This is a genomic window from Litoreibacter sp. (genome assembly GCF_058136045.1).
The window spans coordinates 148,988-167,755 of record NZ_JBYVDD010000004.1; the positions used below are offsets into that span (position 1 = coordinate 148,988).

The 18,768-nt window shown below is 56.6% G+C and carries 17 protein-coding genes; 3 read left to right on the plus strand and 14 right to left on the minus strand.

Going from position 1 to position 18,768, the window contains the following annotated elements; all coding sequences use genetic code 11:
• Positions 1-27: 27 nt before the first annotated feature.
• From AC3Y7R_RS06145 to AC3Y7R_RS06170, 6 genes are all read right to left on the minus strand, one after another.
• Positions 28-1,812, minus strand: coding sequence for a peptidoglycan D,D-transpeptidase FtsI family protein (locus AC3Y7R_RS06145; RefSeq protein ID WP_490041143.1), 1,785 nt, complete (start codon positions 1,810-1,812; stop codon positions 28-30).
• Positions 1,809-2,183, minus strand: a complete 375-nt coding sequence (gene ftsL, locus AC3Y7R_RS06150; protein WP_490041144.1) for a cell division protein FtsL — start codon at positions 2,181-2,183, stop codon at positions 1,809-1,811. Before ftsL ends, AC3Y7R_RS06145 begins: the two co-directional genes overlap by 4 nt.
• Positions 2,183-3,175 carry a 16S rRNA (cytosine(1402)-N(4))-methyltransferase RsmH gene (gene rsmH, locus AC3Y7R_RS06155; protein WP_490041145.1) on the minus strand — a complete coding sequence of 331 codons (993 nt, stop codon included), beginning with the start codon at positions 3,173-3,175 and terminating at the stop codon, positions 2,183-2,185. The genes ftsL and rsmH overlap by 1 nt, the downstream gene beginning before the upstream one ends.
• A 4-nt stretch (positions 3,176-3,179) precedes the next feature.
• Positions 3,180-3,704 carry a division/cell wall cluster transcriptional repressor MraZ gene (gene mraZ / locus AC3Y7R_RS06160; protein WP_490041146.1) on the minus strand — a complete coding sequence of 175 codons (525 nt, stop codon included), beginning with the start codon at positions 3,702-3,704 and terminating at the stop codon, positions 3,180-3,182.
• Between the two features lie 598 nt (positions 3,705-4,302).
• Positions 4,303-4,743 carry a glyoxalase superfamily protein gene (locus tag AC3Y7R_RS06165; RefSeq protein WP_490041147.1) on the minus strand — a complete coding sequence of 147 codons (441 nt, stop codon included), beginning with the start codon at positions 4,741-4,743 and terminating at the stop codon, positions 4,303-4,305.
• A 183-nt stretch (positions 4,744-4,926) separates the two neighbouring features.
• On the minus strand, positions 4,927-5,985 hold the full coding sequence (locus AC3Y7R_RS06170) for an Mrp/NBP35 family ATP-binding protein (RefSeq protein ID WP_490041148.1): 1,059 nt from the start codon (positions 5,983-5,985) through the stop codon (positions 4,927-4,929).
• Positions 5,986-6,326: 341 nt separating this feature from the next.
• On the opposite strand from AC3Y7R_RS06170, the gene AC3Y7R_RS06175 reads away from it, so the two are divergent.
• Positions 6,327-6,539 (plus strand): DUF1127 domain-containing protein, encoded by a 213-nt coding sequence (locus AC3Y7R_RS06175; protein WP_490041149.1) that lies wholly within the window; start codon positions 6,327-6,329, stop codon positions 6,537-6,539.
• A 233-nt stretch (positions 6,540-6,772) separates the two neighbouring features.
• On the opposite strand, the gene AC3Y7R_RS06180 is transcribed toward AC3Y7R_RS06175, so the two are convergent.
• A complete protein-coding gene (locus AC3Y7R_RS06180) occupies positions 6,773-7,225 on the minus strand; it encodes an Lrp/AsnC family transcriptional regulator (protein ID WP_490041150.1) in 453 nt (150 codons plus the stop codon).
• A 72-nt stretch (positions 7,226-7,297) separates the two neighbouring features.
• On the opposite strand from AC3Y7R_RS06180, the gene AC3Y7R_RS06185 reads away from it, so the two are divergent.
• Positions 7,298-7,897 carry a LysE family translocator gene (locus AC3Y7R_RS06185; protein ID WP_490041151.1) on the plus strand — a complete coding sequence of 200 codons (600 nt, stop codon included), beginning with the start codon at positions 7,298-7,300 and terminating at the stop codon, positions 7,895-7,897.
• Here AC3Y7R_RS06185 and AC3Y7R_RS06190 read toward each other — a convergent pair.
• From AC3Y7R_RS06190 to AC3Y7R_RS06215, 6 genes are all read right to left on the minus strand, one after another.
• A complete protein-coding gene (locus AC3Y7R_RS06190) occupies positions 7,894-10,281 on the minus strand; it encodes an ATP-dependent helicase (protein ID WP_490041152.1) in 2,388 nt (795 codons plus the stop codon). The two genes, AC3Y7R_RS06185 and AC3Y7R_RS06190, sit on opposite strands and share 4 nt — an antisense overlap.
• A gap of 366 nt (positions 10,282-10,647) precedes the next feature.
• Positions 10,648-11,709, minus strand: coding sequence for an OmpA family protein (locus AC3Y7R_RS06195; protein ID WP_490041153.1), 1,062 nt, complete (start codon positions 11,707-11,709; stop codon positions 10,648-10,650).
• Between the two features lie 23 nt (positions 11,710-11,732).
• Positions 11,733-12,233, minus strand: coding sequence for a hypothetical protein (locus AC3Y7R_RS06200; protein ID WP_490041154.1), 501 nt, complete (start codon positions 12,231-12,233; stop codon positions 11,733-11,735).
• A 200-nt stretch (positions 12,234-12,433) separates the two neighbouring features.
• Positions 12,434-14,314, minus strand: coding sequence for an acyl-CoA synthetase (locus AC3Y7R_RS06205; protein WP_490041155.1), 1,881 nt, complete (start codon positions 14,312-14,314; stop codon positions 12,434-12,436).
• A gap of 147 nt (positions 14,315-14,461) precedes the next feature.
• On the minus strand, positions 14,462-14,887 hold the full coding sequence (gene lysM / locus AC3Y7R_RS06210) for a peptidoglycan-binding protein LysM (RefSeq protein ID WP_490041156.1): 426 nt from the start codon (positions 14,885-14,887) through the stop codon (positions 14,462-14,464).
• Positions 14,888-14,971: 84 nt separating this feature from the next.
• A complete protein-coding gene (locus AC3Y7R_RS06215; protein ID WP_490041157.1) occupies positions 14,972-16,783 on the minus strand; it encodes an ABC transporter transmembrane domain-containing protein in 1,812 nt (603 codons plus the stop codon).
• A gap of 153 nt (positions 16,784-16,936) precedes the next feature.
• Between AC3Y7R_RS06215 and AC3Y7R_RS06220 the strand changes: the two genes are divergently transcribed.
• On the plus strand, positions 16,937-17,782 hold the full coding sequence (locus tag AC3Y7R_RS06220; RefSeq protein ID WP_490041158.1) for an EamA family transporter: 846 nt from the start codon (positions 16,937-16,939) through the stop codon (positions 17,780-17,782).
• Here the strand turns inward: AC3Y7R_RS06220 and AC3Y7R_RS06225 are convergent.
• Entirely contained in the window at positions 17,779-18,747 is a 969-nt protein-coding gene (locus AC3Y7R_RS06225) for a GlxA family transcriptional regulator (protein WP_490041159.1), read from the minus strand. The genes AC3Y7R_RS06220 and AC3Y7R_RS06225 overlap by 4 nt on opposite strands.
• Between the last annotated feature and the right edge of the window lie 21 nt (positions 18,748-18,768).

The window sequence follows — 18,768 nt, forward strand, 5'->3', positions numbered from 1 at the left end:
ACTCGCCCCGATATACACCTATTTGGTCTATCGGGACGCCGTGTTCACGACTTTGCTTAATTCACCCCGATCCAGCACAGGCCGCAAGCCCAAAAGCGGTGCGGTGCGTCGGATCATCTCGGCGGCCACCGGCACGGCGGTCCAACCAGCGGTGCGGCGCGGTTTTTTGCCGGAGGTCTCGGACGGCTCGTCCAGCGTGACGATGAGAACATATTTCGGGTCACTCATCGGGAAGGCAGAGGCAAAGGTCGCGATGACCTTATCTTTGTGATAGCCGCCACGCCGCTTGGGCTTGTCGGCGGTGCCGGTCTTGCCGCCAACCTCATAGCCGGGAACGCGGGCAAACGATGCAGTGCCGCGCTGCACCACTTGGCGCAACATAGAGCGCGCCTGCGCAGAGGTCCGCGTGGAAATAACGCGTGGGCCGAGTTGCGGTTCGTCTTGCTTTAGCAAGGTCGGCTTGATCAGCGTGCCACCATTCACAATCGTCGCATATGCAGCGGCCAGATGCAGCGGGCTAACAGCCATGCCGTGGCCATAAGATACCGTCATCGTATGAATATCGGCCCATTTCTTGGGCAGCAACGGCTTGGCACCGGGGGCCTCGACCAGCTCCACCGGTGTGGCGTCAAAGAAGCCCAGTGATTTCAGAAACGCCTTCTGGCGCTTGGAGCCAATGTTGAGCGCCATGCGCGCGGTGCCGATATTGGAGGATTTCACGATCACATCGGTCACACTCAGCGCCGGTCCGTAGTTGTGGAAGTCACGAATTTTGTGACGCCCTTTTCGCAAGGGACCTTTGGTGTTGATCATGGTGGAGGGGTTTACCAGCTTCAAATCCAAGGCCTGAGACGCGGCGAAAATCTTGAAGGTCGAGCCTAGCTCATAGACGCCCTGTACCGCGCGGTTGAACAACGGGCTGTCGGAAGGGTCGCCCTTGATCAGCCCATTGGGGCGGGTATTGGGATCAAAATCCGGCAATGAGATCATCGAGATGATCTCGCCGGTTTTCACATCCATCAGCACCGAGGTCGCGCCTTTGGCGTTCATCATTTTCATACCGCCTGCGAGCACTTGTTTGGCGGCGGCCTGGATTGTCATATCAATCGACAAGCGCAGCGGAGCGCCTTCCATGGCTGGGTCTCGCAGGTAGGTGTCGAAGGTTTTTTCAACGCCAGCGGTGCCGATCACTTCAGCAGAATGCACGCCTTCTCGGCCAAAACTTGCACCGCCCAGAATATGCGCGGCCAGTTTACCATTTGGATAGAGGCGCATCTCGCGTGGGCCAAACATGAGCCCCGGATCGCCAATTTCATGCACGGCTTGTAATTGCTCAGGGCTAATTTTCTTCTTGATCCACAAGAACTTACGTTTTCCGGTGAAGTCTTTCAGCAAACGCTCCAACTTCAAATCTGGAAATATAGCCACCAGTTCTTTTGCCGCGCGTTCCGGCTCGATCATCATGCGTGGCTGGGCATAAAGTGAGTTGGTAATCAGGTTGGTCGCCAGCACGCGACCGTTGCGATCCACGATGTCGGCGCGCTGCGCCACGATGGAGGCACCCGATGTAGAGGCGCGCGGCTCGACCGCCTCTGACGAGGCCAGAACGGTCATGCGCGTGCCGATCAGCAAGAAGCCGATAACGAACAAAACGCCCACAAACAGCAGGCGACTTTCGGCGCGTAGCCGGGCTTTGTCGCGCATTTCCTCGTGGCGGGCGCGAATGTTATCGCGCTCGATCCGGTCTGGGTTTTCGCCCTTCTGTCTTGCTTGCAGAATTCGCGCCAAAGGGCGCAGCGGGGTGCGGATCATGGGTATTGCTCTCCATCCTGCGCCAAATAGTTACCGCGCACATCGACAGCACCGTTGATGTCGTTCAGGTCCAACTCAACCTCGGGGGCGGGGTATGTCACCTGCGCCACATCGCCAAATTGTTCGGGCGAGATCGGCTGCAATTCCAGATCGGGGAAGTTCAAATCAGCCAAATCACGCAGGCGCTCGGGGCGGTTCAGATAGGCCCATTCCGCCGCCAAAACTGACAAAGTTTCACGAGACGAGCCAATTTCGCGCTGCAAACTGGTTGCCGTGCGCAAAGATTCTTGGGTCTCGTAATTCTCGTAATAGGCCCAGTATCCAAGCCCCATAACCGCCAAAGCCGATACCGTATAAAGTAGTCCACGCATTACAAAAGCTCCTGTGTTGTGAGTTTTGGCAGACCCAAACCGGCCCTGCCTTTATCTGCGGCGGGCGCGTCAGTGCGCCGCCCGATCCGCAATTTGGCTGAGCGAGCACGCGGGTTGCGTGCCAGCTCTTCCGTGTCTGCGATCACTGCCTTGCGGGTGATCAAGTCAAATGTTGCCGCCTCGACCTGCTGCTCTGGCGCGTGGCGCGAGCCGCCGCCAGTGCGCCCTGCGCGAGCTTGCAGGTATTTTTTCACGATGCGATCTTCCAGCGAGTGGAACGTGACCACAGCCAATTCACCGCCGGGTTTCAGCGCCCGCTCGGCAGCTTCTAACCCACTGATAAGTTGTCCAAATTCATCATTTACCGCGATACGAAGTGCCTGAAAACTGCGGGTCGCGCGGTGGCTTTGGCCGGGCTTGCCCTTGGGCAAAACACCCTCAATCACCTCGACCAGCTTGGCCGTTGTGGTGATCGGGCGCGCCGCGATCATCGCCTTAGCAAGACGTCGCGAGGCGCGCTCTTCACCGTATTGAAACAAGATATCGGCCAGCAAAGCCTCGGAGCCGTTATTGACCAGATCGGCGGCGCTGACGCCATCTTGGCCCATGCGCATATCAAGCGGGCCGTCGCGCAGGAATGAAAACCCCCGCTCGGCACGGTCCAACTGCATGGAGGAGACGCCGAGATCTAGCACCACACCATCGACCAATTCACCAGCCAATATGTCCAGGTCCGAAAAAGTACCGCGCTTTTGAATTAATCTGTCGCCATATGCACCAGCCCATGGCGCGGCCATCTCGAAGGCCAGCGGATCACGGTCGATCGCAATCACCCGCGCGCCTTTATCTAGGAATTCGCGGGTATATCCGCCCGCGCCAAATGTGCCGTCAACCCACAGACCATCGGGATTTACGCGCTCAAGAATAGCGTCAATAAGAACCGGCAGGTGCGGCGCATCGGGGTTGGTCTCACGCGGCACTTTTGCAGACACCGGACTACTCCGCAGTGGATGGCGCGGGCGTTGGCTCTGCCGCCATTTCCAACAATTCAAGCGGGTCGAAATCTTCGCCCTGTGCGTCCAGCCAATCCTCGATGTCCGCATTGCGCGCATCAAAGGCATCGGGCGCCCAAATCTGGAATGTGTCGCCCATGGCAACGAACTTGGCCTCGCCCTTGAGGCCGATTTTTTCGCGCAACTTGGCGGGCAGCACAAGGCGCCCGGTATCGTCGGTTTGCGTGGGAAGAGATTGCGCGTTGAACAGATGTTCCAGCGCGCGCCGCGGCTTGGAGCCACGCGGCAGGCGCGCGATCTTCTCGTCCACTTCTTTGATGGCCTCTTGCGTGTAGGCCTCAAGGTAATTTTGGGAATTGCCACCATAGACGATGACAACATTGGGGCTTAGACCGTCGGTCCATTCAGGATCAGAGGCTTCCAGCACACGGCGAAACAGAGCGGGGATAGACACCCTGCCCTTGCTGTCCACTTTGTGGACGCTTTCGCCTCTGAACCTCTGTGCCACTGTATGCGTCACCCTTTTCCAACTTTGACCCTAAAACGAGAAAACGGCGGATTGATCGGCTGCCACTGATCAATCCGCCGTCCTCAATCCCGTTTAGGGAGGTGTTTGACCCGCGCCACCTGGGGGGATGTCTGCTCGCGCAGGGTCAAACGTCTTTCGATAAAGTCGGTGCCTGTATGAAACCTTATGGTCGCCTTGGGGTTCTTAATCGCCCCTTGTTTTTTAGTTGCCGTCTTTATCGTAGGGACTTTGTGCCATGGGCGATCATGGTAATCAATGGGTATTTATGGGTAGACATGGGAAACCAACCTTACACCTCCCCCGCACCTTTCAGATAATCGCCAAAAATTAGCTCACCTAGCGGAAGGGGTGTTTTTGAGCACTAAATATAGTGGCTCGATATTTTATAAAATTTTCCCATATTTTCCCATAAACTTGGAGTTCCCGGAGGTTTTTCCAGTCCCGACCCATGTTTTCCCATCCGAATCACCCCGCTTTGACCCCAAATCGAGTCGCAACGCAAGTTATCCACAGGCCAAACCCATGCGGGCCGCACGAAGTTACCCCTCGCGGCCCGCAACCCGGCAATCAATGTAGCTTAGGCCTCAAGCACCAAATGCGGCATCCCGTCCGAGCGCCGCCCGACACTGCGCCCGTTTGATCCGACAGTGGCATTGATCCTTTGGCGCCAGGACGAGAAACTGTCGAAGGTCACCACATCAACGGCCTCGTCCAATTGCAGCGTCATTCGGTATCGACCACCCGCCACCGCCGACAAAGACAGAATGCGGCCAGCACAAGGCTGGTCCAGGTAGCGTCCACGAACGAAATCCCCAACCGCCCACGGAGGCCGATGGTTCGATATCGCCGAAGCGCGCGCTTGCAACGTGTTCCAGTCATGCAGGCCCATTTGCTGCGCCAGAAGCTCCAGCGATTGGGAGTGCGAAACGGGCGTGTTGAGAATGGCCAGTTGCGATCTGAGGCGCTTGGCTTGGGCCTTCAGGTCATCAACTGATGGCATAGGGTCAGGAAGTGTCATTTGATCATCCAATATAAGATGACGCGAGATCGGTTTGATGGTGCCCGTATTGCCATCACCCTGCGCGTCATTTCATGCAGATGTGATCTAGTCGTCCATCAGAACTTCACCATGGCCTAAGACCTACGAGCGGCGGGCGTTCTGCTGCCCTGCCCGCTGTCTAGGCCTAACACTGTGCGGGCGTCAAGCCATGCCACCTTCAACCAAACCCGCCGCCAGCTTGGCATAGGCCTGCGCCACTGGCCCGTCGCCCAAGGCAATCGGCGTGCCACTATCGCCCGACAGGCGCACATCTATATCCAGCGGAATTTCACCAAGGAAGGGCAGCCCCATCTTCTTGGCCTCGGCCTGCACACCACCATGGCCGAAAATATGCGCCTCGTGGCCACACTTCGGGCAGACATACATCGACATATTTTCCACCAACCCCAGCACCGGAGTTTTGAGCGTGTTGAACATATCAATCGCCTTGCGCGCATCCAGCAGCGCCACATCTTGCGGGGTGGAAACCACGATGGCGCCTGTTAGCTCGGACTTGGTGCAGAGCGTCAACTGCACGTCGCCGGTGCCGGGCGGCAGGTCAACGATGAGCACGTCCAACGCGCCCCACTCGACCTGACCCAACATTTGCTGCAACGCGCCCATAAGCATTGGGCCGCGCCAAATGACGGCTTTGTCGGGGTCCATCATCAGCCCGATCGACATCATAGTGACGCCATGCGCCTTGAGCGGAACGATCGTTTTGCCGTCTGGCGAGGCGGGGCGCTTGCTGACCCCCATCATACGCGGCTGGCTGGGACCATATATATCGGCGTCAAGCAGCCCGACTTTGCGCCCCTGCTTGGCCAAGGCCACGGCCAGATTGGCCGAGAGGGTGGATTTACCCACGCCGCCCTTACCAGAGGCCACAGCCAGAATGCGCGCCACGCCTGATGGCTTGGTCGGCCCGGCTTGTGGCGTAGGGTGCTTGCCGACTTTTAAAGAGGGTGGTTTTTTGTCGGAATGCGCGGTCAACAGCACCGAAGCCTTGTCGATACCGTCCATTTTTTCGACGATTTGCTGGGCAGCGGCGCGCAATGGCTCAAGATGCTTGGCCACTTCGGGGGCTGCTTCGATCACAAAGCGCACGGTTGAGCCGTCAACCACCAAGGCGCGGATCATATCCTTGCTCACGATATCGCCACCATCGGGCAGCGTCAAAACACGCAGAGCGTCTAGAATAGTGTCGCGGGTTGCCGTCATGGTAGGGTCCTGCCTTCGTTTGCATTGCGCTGTTACATAAGTGAGGCCACGCGCATCCAAGAGCAACCCCACCACCGCGCAACGGCGCAAGTTTTCCAACACCCACCCGGGGCATGAAGCCGGGCACGGGTCATGTTAGCGCAAGCAAACATCACAGGCTTGTGACCGTTAACTTTACGTAAGGTAACAAAAACAACAGTTTAAGCCATGCGCTCGCTGCATAGCAGCATTGTATTTGTATCTCTTGTTGCGGCGCAGCAATTCCCTAAATTGAGATCAACAGAGACGAGGTTGTCAGCCCGCTGGCACCGCAAACCCTCTTTGAGCAAGGAACGAGTAACATGGCTTATACAACAAGCGCCCGCATCGCCCCGACCCTTCTGGACCGTCTGGTGGCATTCAAGCACGACCTGAGCGAACGTCGCGCAAAGAACCGCGTTTTCCGCGAAACACTGCACGAGCTGCAAGCTTTGTCGAACCGTGAGTTGGCTGATCTGGGCCTGTCCCCGGCCAATTTGAAATCTGTCGCTTACGAGGCTGCGTACAAGAAATAAGTTTGCGCCCCGGCTCTCCTCCTCCCTTGAGCCGGACGCGCTTGGTGGCGGCACTTTCCTCCTCCCTTAAGTGCCGCCACTGACCAAATCGGGCCAGCTTCACCTCCTCCCGAGGCTGCCCCGTGATACGGCGACGACCTACCTCCTCCCGGGTCCGAGCCGCACATAGAGACGGTGATGCATCCTCCCGCATCACCGTTTTTTTGTGTCTGGAGATCGGACGTTTTGACGCGTCAGGCGCGCTCGTCTTTGGGGGACCCCATCACCACATATGAGGTGATCGCGCTAACCTGTGGCAAGGTGCCCAAGACATCTGTGTGGAACACTTTATAGGCCGCCAGATCCGCACATTCGATGCGGAGCAGATATTCTATCGTGCCTGTAATGTTGTGGCATTCGCGCACCTCTGGGCTGCGCGAGATAGAGCGCTCGAACGCCTCTTGGGCCACCTTGGAATGATCTGACAGACCCACGCCGATATAGGCCGAAAAGCCGGACCCAAGCTGCGTACGATCCAGAACCGCGCGATACCCTTTGATCACGCCGCGCCTTTCTAGTTCCTGCACGCGCCTGAGACACGCAGAGGGCGACAGGCCAACGCGGCCCGCCAACTCAAGGTTGCTGATCCGTCCATCGCGGCTCAGTTCTTGCAATATATGTTCGCCTATTGCGTCAATTCCGCTCATAAGTTGCAAAGTAACTTACTTTTCCGCCAAATACGCAAGTTAAATTCGTCTTACCCTGCATAAACTGACCAAATGACTTATAATCTGCTTTCCGCCCTCGCCCTATTCGCCTTTGTCTCGTCCATAACTCCGGGGCCGAACAACTTAATGCTCATGGCATCAGGGGCCAATTTCGGCTTTCGCCGGACGGTCCCGCATATGTTGGGAATCTGCCTTGGTTTTGTGCTAATGGTGTTTCTTGTTGGCATCGGATTGGTGCAGGTTTTCGACCTCTATCCCGTGAGCCATACGATTCTGAAAGTCGCATCAGCGGCCTATATGTCGTGGTTGGCATGGAAAATCGCCAACGCGGCCCCGCCCAAACGCGGCGAGGCTAGTGGCTCGCCGATGACATTCCTGCAAGCGGCGGCTTTTCAGTGGGTGAACCCCAAGGCTTGGGCCATGGCCCTGACCGCCGTGACGATTTACGCGCCGTCTCAAACAATCGCATCTGTCGCCTTGGTGGCCGTGATCTTTGGCGCAATCAACAGCCCATCCGTATCCGTCTGGACCGTTTTAGGCCAACAAATGCGGCGCATATTAACCAATCCCGCGCGATTACGCCTGTTCAATTGGGTAATGGCCGCACTGTTGATCGCGTCACTTTACCCCCTATTAAGCAACAGCATCTAGAACGGGACGTCGCCCGCCTTATCCGCAGCAACCAAGAACCGGCCAATCACTTTCTTAGACCCAGCCTTGTCAAAAATCACCTCTAGCTTGTCGCCGTCCAAGGTCTCGATCGTGCCATAGCCAAATTTTTGGTGAAACACCCGGTCACGGACGCTAAAAGACGACACCACTTGCGCGTCAATGGTAACGCTGGCGCCTTCGCGCGGCTTAGACATGCCACGGCTGGCTTGGCGGTCTTGTAGACGGCGCCATCCCGGTGAGTTGTAGACGTTGGCGTTCGCCGCTGCCTCGTGCAAATCGCTGGTGCCTAGATTATCCATCATATGCCCTGCTGATCCGGCTTGATGGCCGTAAATTCCGGGTGGTGTTAAGATTTCAACATGGTCTTCCGGCAACTCGTCGATGAAGCACGACGGCAGCGCGTTTTGCCACTGCCCGTAGATGCGGCGATTGCCTGCAAAAGAGATTGTGCATAGTTTTTCTGCGCGGGTAATGCCGACATAGGCAAGGCGGCGTTCTTCCTCGAGGCCTTTCACGCCGCTCTCGTCCATGGTGCGTTGCGAGGGGAACAGTCCTTCTTCCCAACCGGGCAGGAAGACTGCGGGAAATTCCAAACCTTTGGAGCCGTGCAGCGTCATAATAGACACCTTCTCGGTGGCCTCTTCGCTGTCGTTTTCCATAACCAAAGAGATATGCTCGAGGAAGCCTTGCAGGTTCTCAAATTGCTCCAGCGCCTTGACCAATTCCTTGAGGTTATCAAGCCTTCCGGGCGCTTCCGGCGTCTTGTCGTTTTGCCACATCTGGGTGTAGCCAGATTCTTCCAGCGCCATTTCTGCAACCTCGATATGGGTCATATTGCCGTCCAGAGCACCCGCACGCCAACGATCCAAGCCGTCGATTAGTTTGCGCAATTCAGTGGCGCCTTTGCCGCCTAAACCTTTGGCATCTAGGAGTAATCGCGCGCCATCCAGCAGGGACACACCGTTGCTGCGCGCCATCATTTGGATTTTCTGGACCGCCTTGTCGCCAAGGCCGCGTTTGGGAGTATTGACGATCCGCTCGAACGCAAGATCATCGGCGGGGCTGGTGATGAGGCGGAAATAGGCCATGGCATCGCGGATTTCCAAACGCTCGTAGAAGCGCGGGCCACCGATGACGCGGTAGGGCAAACCGATGGTCAGGAAGCGATCCTCAAAGCTGCGCATCTGGTGCGACGCACGCACAAGGATGGCCATGTGATCAAGGCTCATCGGGTCAATATTGCGGGTGCCGCGTTGCAGGGATTCGATCTCGTCGCCGATCCAGCGCGCCTCTTCCTCGCCATCCCAGTGACCAATTAAGCGGACTTTTTCGCCGCCCTTGGCCTCGGTAAATAGCGTTTTACCTAAGCGGTTTTTATTGCCTGCTATGATGCTGGAGGCGGCGCCAAGGATGTGTTCCGTTGAGCGATAATTTTGCTCGAGACGGATGATTTTCGCACCCGAAAAATCCTTCTCGAATCGCAAAATATTGCCGACTTCCGCACCCCGCCAGCCATAGATGGACTGATCATCGTCGCCCACACAACAGATGTTTTTATGCGAGGCCGCAAGCAAGCGCAGCCACATATATTGGGCCACATTGGTATCTTGGTATTCGTCGACAAGGATGTATTTGAACCAGCGCTGATATTGCTGCAAAATATCGGGATGCGCTTGAAAAATCGTCACCATATGCAGCAGTAAGTCACCAAAATCACAGGCATTAAGCGTGCGCAGGCGCTCTTGGTATTGCGCGTAAAGTTTGGGGCCTTTGTTATCATACGCACCAGCCTCGGAGGCGGGTAGCGCAGAGGGCGTCCACGCGCGGTTTTTCCAGCTATCAATCAGGCCCGCGAGCATACGCGCAGGCCAGCGCTTATCATCGATGTTTTCGGCCGCAATCAATTGTTTAAGCAGGCGAATTTGATCATCGGTATCAAGGATGGTGAAGTTGGATTTCAAGCCTGCAAGCTCGGGGTTGCGGCGCAGTTGCTTGACGCAGATGGAGTGAAAGGTGCCGAGCCACGGCACGCCCTCGACGGCCTCGCCCAGCAATGATCCGACACGGTTTTTCATCTCGCGTGCGGCCTTATTGGTGAAGGTCACCGCCAGAATTTCATTGGGTCGTGCGCGCCCCGTGGTGAGCAAATGCGCGATGCGTGCGGTCAGGGCTTTGGTCTTGCCAGTGCCCGCCCCCGCCAGCATCAAAACGGGACCATCCAAGGTTTCCACTGCCTCGCGTTGTGCGGGGTTCAAGCCGTCCAGATATGGCGCCGCGCGTGCCCCCATTGCCGCGCCCATGGCACGTTGAGACAGGGGAAGGACTGCGGCCTCGAAGGCGTCTTCGTCGTTGAAATCACTCATGGGCGGCACGATAGCGTGATGTGGCGTCTAGGGAAAGCTTGTTCTTCTTATGTTCCCAGCCTTGTTCGGCGTGCTTATTTGGGTAAAGCCATGGACCTAAGTGCCTCCCTTAAAACCCGCTTGCAAAGGCTATAAATGCTGAGCACCGTGGCTTAGTCCATTCGGCGGCTGGGATAAGGATGACGACAAGAAGGCGAATACGTCTCGGTTCTGGACCGCTAGATTTTGTTTTGAAAATGGCGGGTATTTATTTCCCACTTTGCGAACACTTTTCCCCCGCTACAATGCTCGCGGGTCGGGATTGAGCCTCCCTCAGCGCGCCATCCTCCAGCCGCGCCCCCTTGGAAGTCCGATATCCACCTACTGCTAGCCGCCCCCAAGTGGCGCGAATTCAATGCGGCGGTTTTTCTGTCGGCCCTCAGCCGTATTATTTGGCGCAACGGGCTGGGCTTCGCCCAGGCCAATCGGTGTTATACGTGTTGAGCCAATGCCCTGCGCAGTCAGGAAGTTAACCACTGATGTGGCGCGGCGCTCGGACAGGCCTTGGTTCGCATGCTCACTTCCCTTGCTGTCCGTGTGCCCAATCACCTGAACACGCAACTCAGGACAACGCCCCACGATATCTACCACATTGTTAAGCAACGGAATGCTGGAATCGCGCAGGCGTGCAGACCCCGGCGCGAAGTAAATGTTTCCCGTGCGAGACAAAATTTCGAACCGCCCGACACAGGCCTCTTTGCTGAAATCCCCCGTTTGCTCCAACGCGACAGACTCAGACACCCCCGCTAGAGGTGTTGGCGCAACCGGCGGCTTGGTCCCCGCGTTGAATACAAAATCAAAGTTCACCGAGGATGACGGCACGATCGTAACCCCCGCAGCTTCCTCGAGTTTTTTCAACCCACCCAGCAGGTTGAACCCCGCAAGGTCAATGCTGATCGGCTCAAACGTTGCGACTGAAACCCGTGTGTCATCCAAAAGAGTGACAACCAGTTTAGCTTCCGAAGACTGGATCACACCGTGCAAATCCAGCGTATAGGGCAAAGTCATGATCTTGCGACGCTTCGTGCGCAACTCCTCAACCAAATCGGGTGACAGTTGGGTTTTGATCACCGCATGAGGGAACTTAAACGATTCAAAGAACAAAAACCGCATCCGCACATTGCGTAAATCCACCTTCGTGTCCACGCTCTCTAGCGCAATCTTGATCTGCGCCGCCCCGTCACCATCAATGCTGCCTGACATGGTCGCAAAGCTGGATTGTTCAACTTTGCTTTGCTTCTTGATCGACTGAAACGCAAGGCGCGAGGCCTCAATATCTAACTGCCACCCCTCCCCGAACGGCCCCGTCGATTGCGCCTGAGCTGGCGCGCACATCAAACATAAAAGAGCCATAAAAAGGCGGGCAGCACGTAAGCATGAAGTCGTCATAGCGCATTCCAATCACGTTAAAATTATAGACATCCGCCTTCTGCCCAAGCAAGCAAAGCGGTTTTAAACGGGCGCCCAAGGGGGTGCTCAATATTCAGCCGATGGGCATTCTCGGGCTTGGTGTAATGCGTGGCCTGTGTGCACAGCGTGGCCTGTGTCCAATCATGACACGTCGCACATTGCTTATCTTTCCAATACGCGTCAGGCAGCCCCTCTACGGGTGGCACAATCGGCGTGGATTTTAGCAACTCCGCAAGGCTGTGACTGTCCAGCGCACCCCCAAACCCGATCAGCGGCGTATCAAATGTCACAACGCCAATCAGCGGGGCATCAGCTGTATCCGTCTGAGCAATCAGCCCCGCAAGAATTACCAAAGCATCGAGGTCATAAGGGCTGCCCGGAAATTCCGACCGGAACGCAGTAATCAGCGCAGCGTCACCAGACCCTTTGATGGCATTCCAACGGTCCGTGACAACATCAGCCGAAGCCAACGTGCCAAACACCGCACCAAAACTGGCAGCCATACACCACAGAAAAAATAAGCGCGGTAATGCATACATAATAAAACAGGTCTCCTACTTGGTCTTCGGCACCTTCAAATATAATTCGAGCCTAGCGGAAGGCATCCAAAAAGGCTCGAATTTTTGACACTATGAGCAGAACTCCACCTAGCGCCAAATAAAATTAACTATTTTAAATCGTTACGACCCGCGGCTTGGGTGGGCTAAGCCACCCATTCCCATGGCCGCGTGAAGCTTCCTAGAACATGCGTTACCGCATCATCTGTGACATCGCCGCGTTTGGCGACTTGTGCCACTAATCCGCGCTTTTTGTCCTCTGAAACCGAGACCACAACCGCCGCAACATCGGCCTTTTTCAGCGCTTTGTTATAGATACGCGTGATCGCCATTTTGCGCAGCTCTGGCTTGAAAATCTTGCCCACTGCTGTTTTCGGCAACTCATCCATCACCTCAATATACTTTGGATGCGCCGCGCGCTCATGGACCTTTTCTTTGGCAAAGGCTTTCAACTCATCCGCACTCACCGAACCTCCGGCGACCAGTTCCACATAGACGCATGGCAACTCTCCGGCATGGGCATCAGGCTGCCCGATGGCGCCGGCAAAGGCCACGTCGGGGTGGCCGGCCAAGGCTTCCTCGATCTCTTCGGGGTCAATATTATGCCCGCCGCGGATGATCAGGTCTTTGGCCCGTCCGGTGATCCAAAGATAGCCGTCTTCATCAAGGCGACCCAGATCACCCGTGCGCAGGTACTTGCCGTCATAGTAGAGGTCTTGGTTTTTCTCGACCTCGGTATAGGTATGCCCGGCGTAGACACCGGGGTTATTCAGACAAATCTCGCCAATGACATCAGGCGCGCAAACGGCCCCGTCGGCGACGCTGCGAATGGTCACATCCGTATAGGGGAACGGGATGCCAATCGAGCCGACTTTCTTCTCGCCAGCAGGTGGGTTGATTGACACCAGACATGTGGCCTCAGTCAGCCCATAGCCTTCAACGATGGTCACACCGCAGGCTTTCTCAAACCGGTTGTACAGCTCAACCGGCAATGGCGAGGAGCCGGAGAAGGCAATATTCAACGTCGAGATATCAGCATCCACTGGCCGCTGCATCAGCGCAGAAATAGCCGTCGGCACGGTAATCATGAAAGTCACCTTATAGCGCTCGATCAACTTCCAGAAGTTATCAAAAACGCCGTCGCCACGATAGCCTTGCGGCGTCGGGAACACCACATGGGCACCAGAGGCAATGACGCTCATCAATACAACATGCGAGGCAAAAACGTGGAACAGAGGCAAGGGGCATATCAGCACATCTTCTTCTGTAAACAACAGCTTACGCCCTAGCCACCCGTTATAAACCACACCTGAGTATTTGTGCTGCGCCACCTTTGGCATACCGGTGGTCCCGCCGGTGTGGAAGTAGAACGCCACGCGGTCCTCACCACTGTCTTCAAAGGCCAGCGCCGTGGGCTGCTTGTTCATCTCGACCGCGAAATCAAGCACCTTCGCATGATGCGTTGCGTGCACTTTGGGACGAATGAACGGCACAATATATTTCTTTAAACCCGTCAGGTAACGCAGCAAATCCACCTCGAGGACATGCTTCACATTCGGGGCATAGGACACGGCCTCGGCCACCTTTTGGGCAAGGTCGGTCTTCGGGAAAGCCTTCAGCGTCACCACCACTTTCGCGTTGGTTTCGCGCAGGATCGCGCTAATTTGCTCCGGCTCCAGCAATGGGTTGACCGGGTTTACGATGCCCGCAATGGAGCCGCCAAGCAGGGTAAACGCTGTCTCGGATGCATTCGGCAAAATATAGGCCACAACATCCTTTTCCCCGACCCCGAGCGAGCGGAACAGGTTGGCGGCTTGCATACATTTGCCGTGCAACTCATTCCAGGAAAGGGTCTCGTTTTTGTCAGTCGCACCAGAGGTCAACTGGTAGGAAAATGCGTTGCGCTCCCCAAACTTTTCCGTCGTGTTGGACAAAAACTCATACATCGTTCGTGGTAAGTTGCGATCTTCCCAAGCGCTCTCGGCTTCAATCGCGTCCCGGTCCGCCTTGTTGACGTAATTTCCCATGATCTTCTCCCTTAGCGGCCCGTTAACCGGCCCTTCTTTTGCTAAATATGAGGGTGGGAGTAAATGTCGCGGCACGCAAGCCTGACGCCGCGCAAAAATGCAAAAAGGGGCCAAACAGGCCTCTTTTTACTTCATATGATGCCAAGCTTAGCCCTGCGGGATGCGCAGAACTTGTCCTGGGTAGATTTTATCAGGGTGTGTCAGCATCGGCTTGTTTGCTTCGAAGATTTCTTCATAGCGCGCACCGTTGCCCAGCGTTTTGGCGGAAATGCCCCAAAGGGTGTCGCCTTTTTTGACCGTGTGGAACACAGGATCGCCACCGGAAACCTCGTCTTCCACTTCGGCCACGCCTTCGATGTTACCGACTGCGAGAATGATTTTCTCTTTCGCTTCTTGGCTGACGGCGTTGCCAGTCACTTTAACTTTGTCGCCTTCAACCGTGATCTCAAGACCAGAGGCATCAAGGCCCAGTTCCGCGATTTCTTTTTGCAAAGTTTCCGCATCCGGCTCTGCCGCATCAGCAGCCCCGAACAGCGATTTACCCGCGCCTTTTACAAAATTCCACAAGCCCATGTCCAAACTCCCTTTGGTGACAAATTAGGTTGGGCGTAAAGATGAAGGCCCGCGCGAGGATTTGCAACCCAGAGTTGCGGGGAATTACCCCTCGTCTGCTCCAGACGTGAACTGCAACTTGGCCAAGCGCGCGTATAATCCGCCCTCAGCCACTAAGGCGTCATGGGTGCCGATGGCCGCGATGCGCCCCTCGTCGAAGACAACAATCCGGTCGGCTTTCTTCACGGTTGCAAGGCGGTGGGCGACAACCAAAGTCGTGCGGTCCGCACTCAGCCTGTCCACGGCTTGCTGCACCAAGGCTTCGCTTTCCGCGTCCAGCGCCGAGGTGGCCTCGTCCAACAGCAAAATCGGAGCATCCCGTAGAATTGCGCGGGCAATGGCGATGCGTTGCTTTTGTCCACCGGACAGCATCACACCGCGCTCACCCACATAGCTGTCATAGCCATCAGGCAGCTTGGTCAGAAAGTCATGTGCCGCCGCGGCTTTTGCCGCCTCTTCAACCTCGGCATCCGTGGCCTCGGGGCGACCAAAACGTATATTCTCACGGGCAGAGTCCGCAAAAATAACCGGGTCTTGCGGCACCAAGGCAATCGAGCCGCGAAAACTCTCGCGGGTCATGTCGCGCAGGTCATGACCATCAAGGCGAATGGCCCCGTTGGTCGGATCATAAAAGCGCAAAAGGAGTTGAATAATAGTCGTCTTACCCGCCCCAGACGGGCCAACAAGCGCCACCGTTTCACCGGGTGCTACATCCAATGACACACCGTCCAACGCCGCGATCTCAGGACGGGCAGGATAGCGGAATGTGACGTCCTCGAACGTGACCGCACCCGTCAGGTTTTCCACTTCAATTGGGGCATCGGGATCATTCACCGTATCCTCGACCGTCAGCAATTCAACCAAGCGCTCCGTCGCGCCGGCGGCCCGTTGCAACTCGCCCCAGATCTCGGACAAGGCGGCAACACCGCCCGCAACCAAAATGGCATAAATCAGGAATTGAACCAGCTCACCTGCGCTCATATCCCCCGCACGCACATCGCGCGCGCCAATCCAAAGGACGCCAACGACGCCCGCAAACACCAAGAAAATGACGATCACAGTCATCACCGCGCGGGTGCCGATCCGTTTGCGCGCTGCGTCATATGCCGCCTCAGTATAGCCCGCAAAGGTTGCGCGCGATGGCCCCTCATGGGTGAAAGCCTGCACCGTTTGCACCGACAAAAGCGTCTCGGAGGCATTGCCCGACGAGGCCGCAATTTGGTCTTGGTTTTCGCGCGACAACACCCGCAGGCGACGCCCCAAAACGATGATAGGTATGATGATTGCAGGCACAATAAGCAGCACCAGCAAGGTCAACTTGGCCGAGGTCAGCAGCATCAGCACCAAACCACCAAGAAAAATCAGCAAGTTACGCAGTGCAATCGAGACCGAGGAGCCGATAACCGACAAAATCAACGTGGTGTCCGTGGTGATCCGCGACAACACCTCGCCAGTCATGATCCGCTCAAAGAATGCGGGGCTCATGCCGATGGTTTTATCAAACACTGCGCGTCGGATATCCGCGACAACGCGCTCCCCCAATCGGGTCACAAGGTAATAGCGTAAGCCTGTGCCAACCGCCAAAAGCGCCGCCACAGCCAATGCCGCGCCGAAATACTTATCCAGCAAGGCCGCCTCATTGGTGCCAAACCCGTCCACCACGCGGCGGACGGCCAACGGCAGCACCAGCGACACACATGCGGTTAGGCTCAAAGCCAGAAGGGCTGCTATCATCAACGAGGTATAGGGTCGCACAAATGGCCAAAGCGCCCGAAGAGCGCTGATCTGCTTGGATTTCTCGCGCTCGGCTTCGTTGCCCAATGCCTTTGCCATGATGCCTCCGATAATGGTCGGCATGGCTTAGCCGAGAGGCGCGCGCGCCGCAAGCGCTCAGAGGACGCAGGCCGCTTTAGCGACCCTTGAAACCTTGCTGATTTTCTGGGCCTATGCGTTTCAAACCCCTTGTGACAAGTTAGCTAAACCCATGCGCCCCAACCACGCCCCTCTCCGATGAGCGCCCTAGGTCTAGGTCTTGTTGCCGCGCTATGTTGGGGGCTGCACGATATTTTTGTGCGCCAAATCAGCCAACGCACGCCGCTTATGGCGTCGCTTCTAACCGTGCTCATTTCTGGCTCTGTCTTGCAGGCGGGCTTAATGGTTTTCACCACAGGGCTGGAGCCAATATCGCTGTTTTCTGCCGCCTATGCCGCAGCCGCAGGCGTCGCCTTCCTGGTGGCAAGCCTTGGGCTTTATGGCGCGTTTCAACGCGGTCCAGTGCGCCTTGTTGCGCCGATTATTGCCAGCTACCCGATCCTGTCCGTCGCATGGGCCGCCCTGTCCGGCACGCCCATATCCTTGCTGCAATGGCTGGCTATTTTGGCGATTGTTGCAGGGGTGTCCTTGGTCGCTATCCTCTCGAATGACGACGACGCAACGGCCCACCCGCGCGGGCGCACCATCGCCTATGCGTTGATCGCGGCAGTAGGATTTGCCGCAACATTTGCGATTGGGCAGGTTGCCACCGGGATGGGGCCAGACTTGTCGGTCATTTTGATCACCCGGTTGACCGCTGTCATCTTACTGGCAGGCGTCATGCGTATAAAAGGCTTGGCGCTCGGCCCCGGTCGCGCGGCGATGCCCACGTTGATTGCCATGGGGTGCCTTGATGGGGTCGCCCTGATCGCCGTGCTCTCGGCCGGAGGGCTGCCAGACGCGCAATATGCCGCTGTTGCGGCCTCAATTTTTGGCCTGCTCACGATCGTTTTGGCATGGGCCTTTTTGAAAGAACGCATGAGTGCCGCACAATGGCTCGGTTGCCTCGTAGCGTTTTGCGGCATTGGCTATCTGGCCCTCTAGGTGCCCTCAAAGGTCAGCAGGTTAATCTTGCGGCGCGCCCGCATTTTTGACGGCGTAACCCCGTATTCATCCTTCACCGCTTTGGACAACGTGTTGCTGGACCCAAATCCCGTGGCCACGGCAATCTCGACCATCGGCATCAGCGTTTCCTCGATCATGGCGCGGGCTCTCTTGGCGCGCAGGCGTTTGTAGAACCGCGCCGGGCTATCATCGAAAACATTGCGAAACACCCGCTCCAAATGACGCGTAGACAGGCCTACCCGCGCGGTCAATTCTGCCATGGGCATCGGGTCCGCAATCGTGTCTTCCATCAGCCGGATAGCCTGTGTCACATGCGCATCAAACAGCCCCTCATTGTCGGCAATATCTTTGGGTTGCTCCGCATCACTTTTGCGGATCGTGTGGAGCAGCAAGCGATTGCCCAACTCAGCCACTTGCGATGATTTAAGTTGCGACGCAATGAGGCCAATGACCAATTCCGCCGTCGCTCCGGCCCCGGCCGCAGTGACAATCCCGTCGTTATTCTCAGAAAACCGAGTTGTAAGGTTAGGGTGATACCCCTCCTCGCGAAGCGCCGAAATATCGCGCCAATGGGTTGTGACACGCCCCGCAGGCGAGTTGGTCGATTTAATGTAGGCCGTGGCCGCGTCTGACAAAAGAACAACCAGCCGCGCCTTTTTCTGCATGGCACGCGCACGGCGCAACCAGTGCGGGGTTTTGGCGTGCTTGCCACCGACAACCACCATCAGGTCAGAGAACCCATAGTTGTCAATCGCAGGCTCCGCGCGCACCATCATACCGGTCTCTCCAGACACCAACCCCGGCGTGTCCGAGATATAGCGCCAAGTAAAAACTGCCTCGGATAGAATCTGATTGGCAAGCGTCAATGTATGGGTGACCGAAGACAACTCCTGCTCGGAAAACCTGTCGCTAACGTATAGCTCAAAGGCGCGGCGCGGTGTCATGTTAGCAATGCCCTCCCTCGG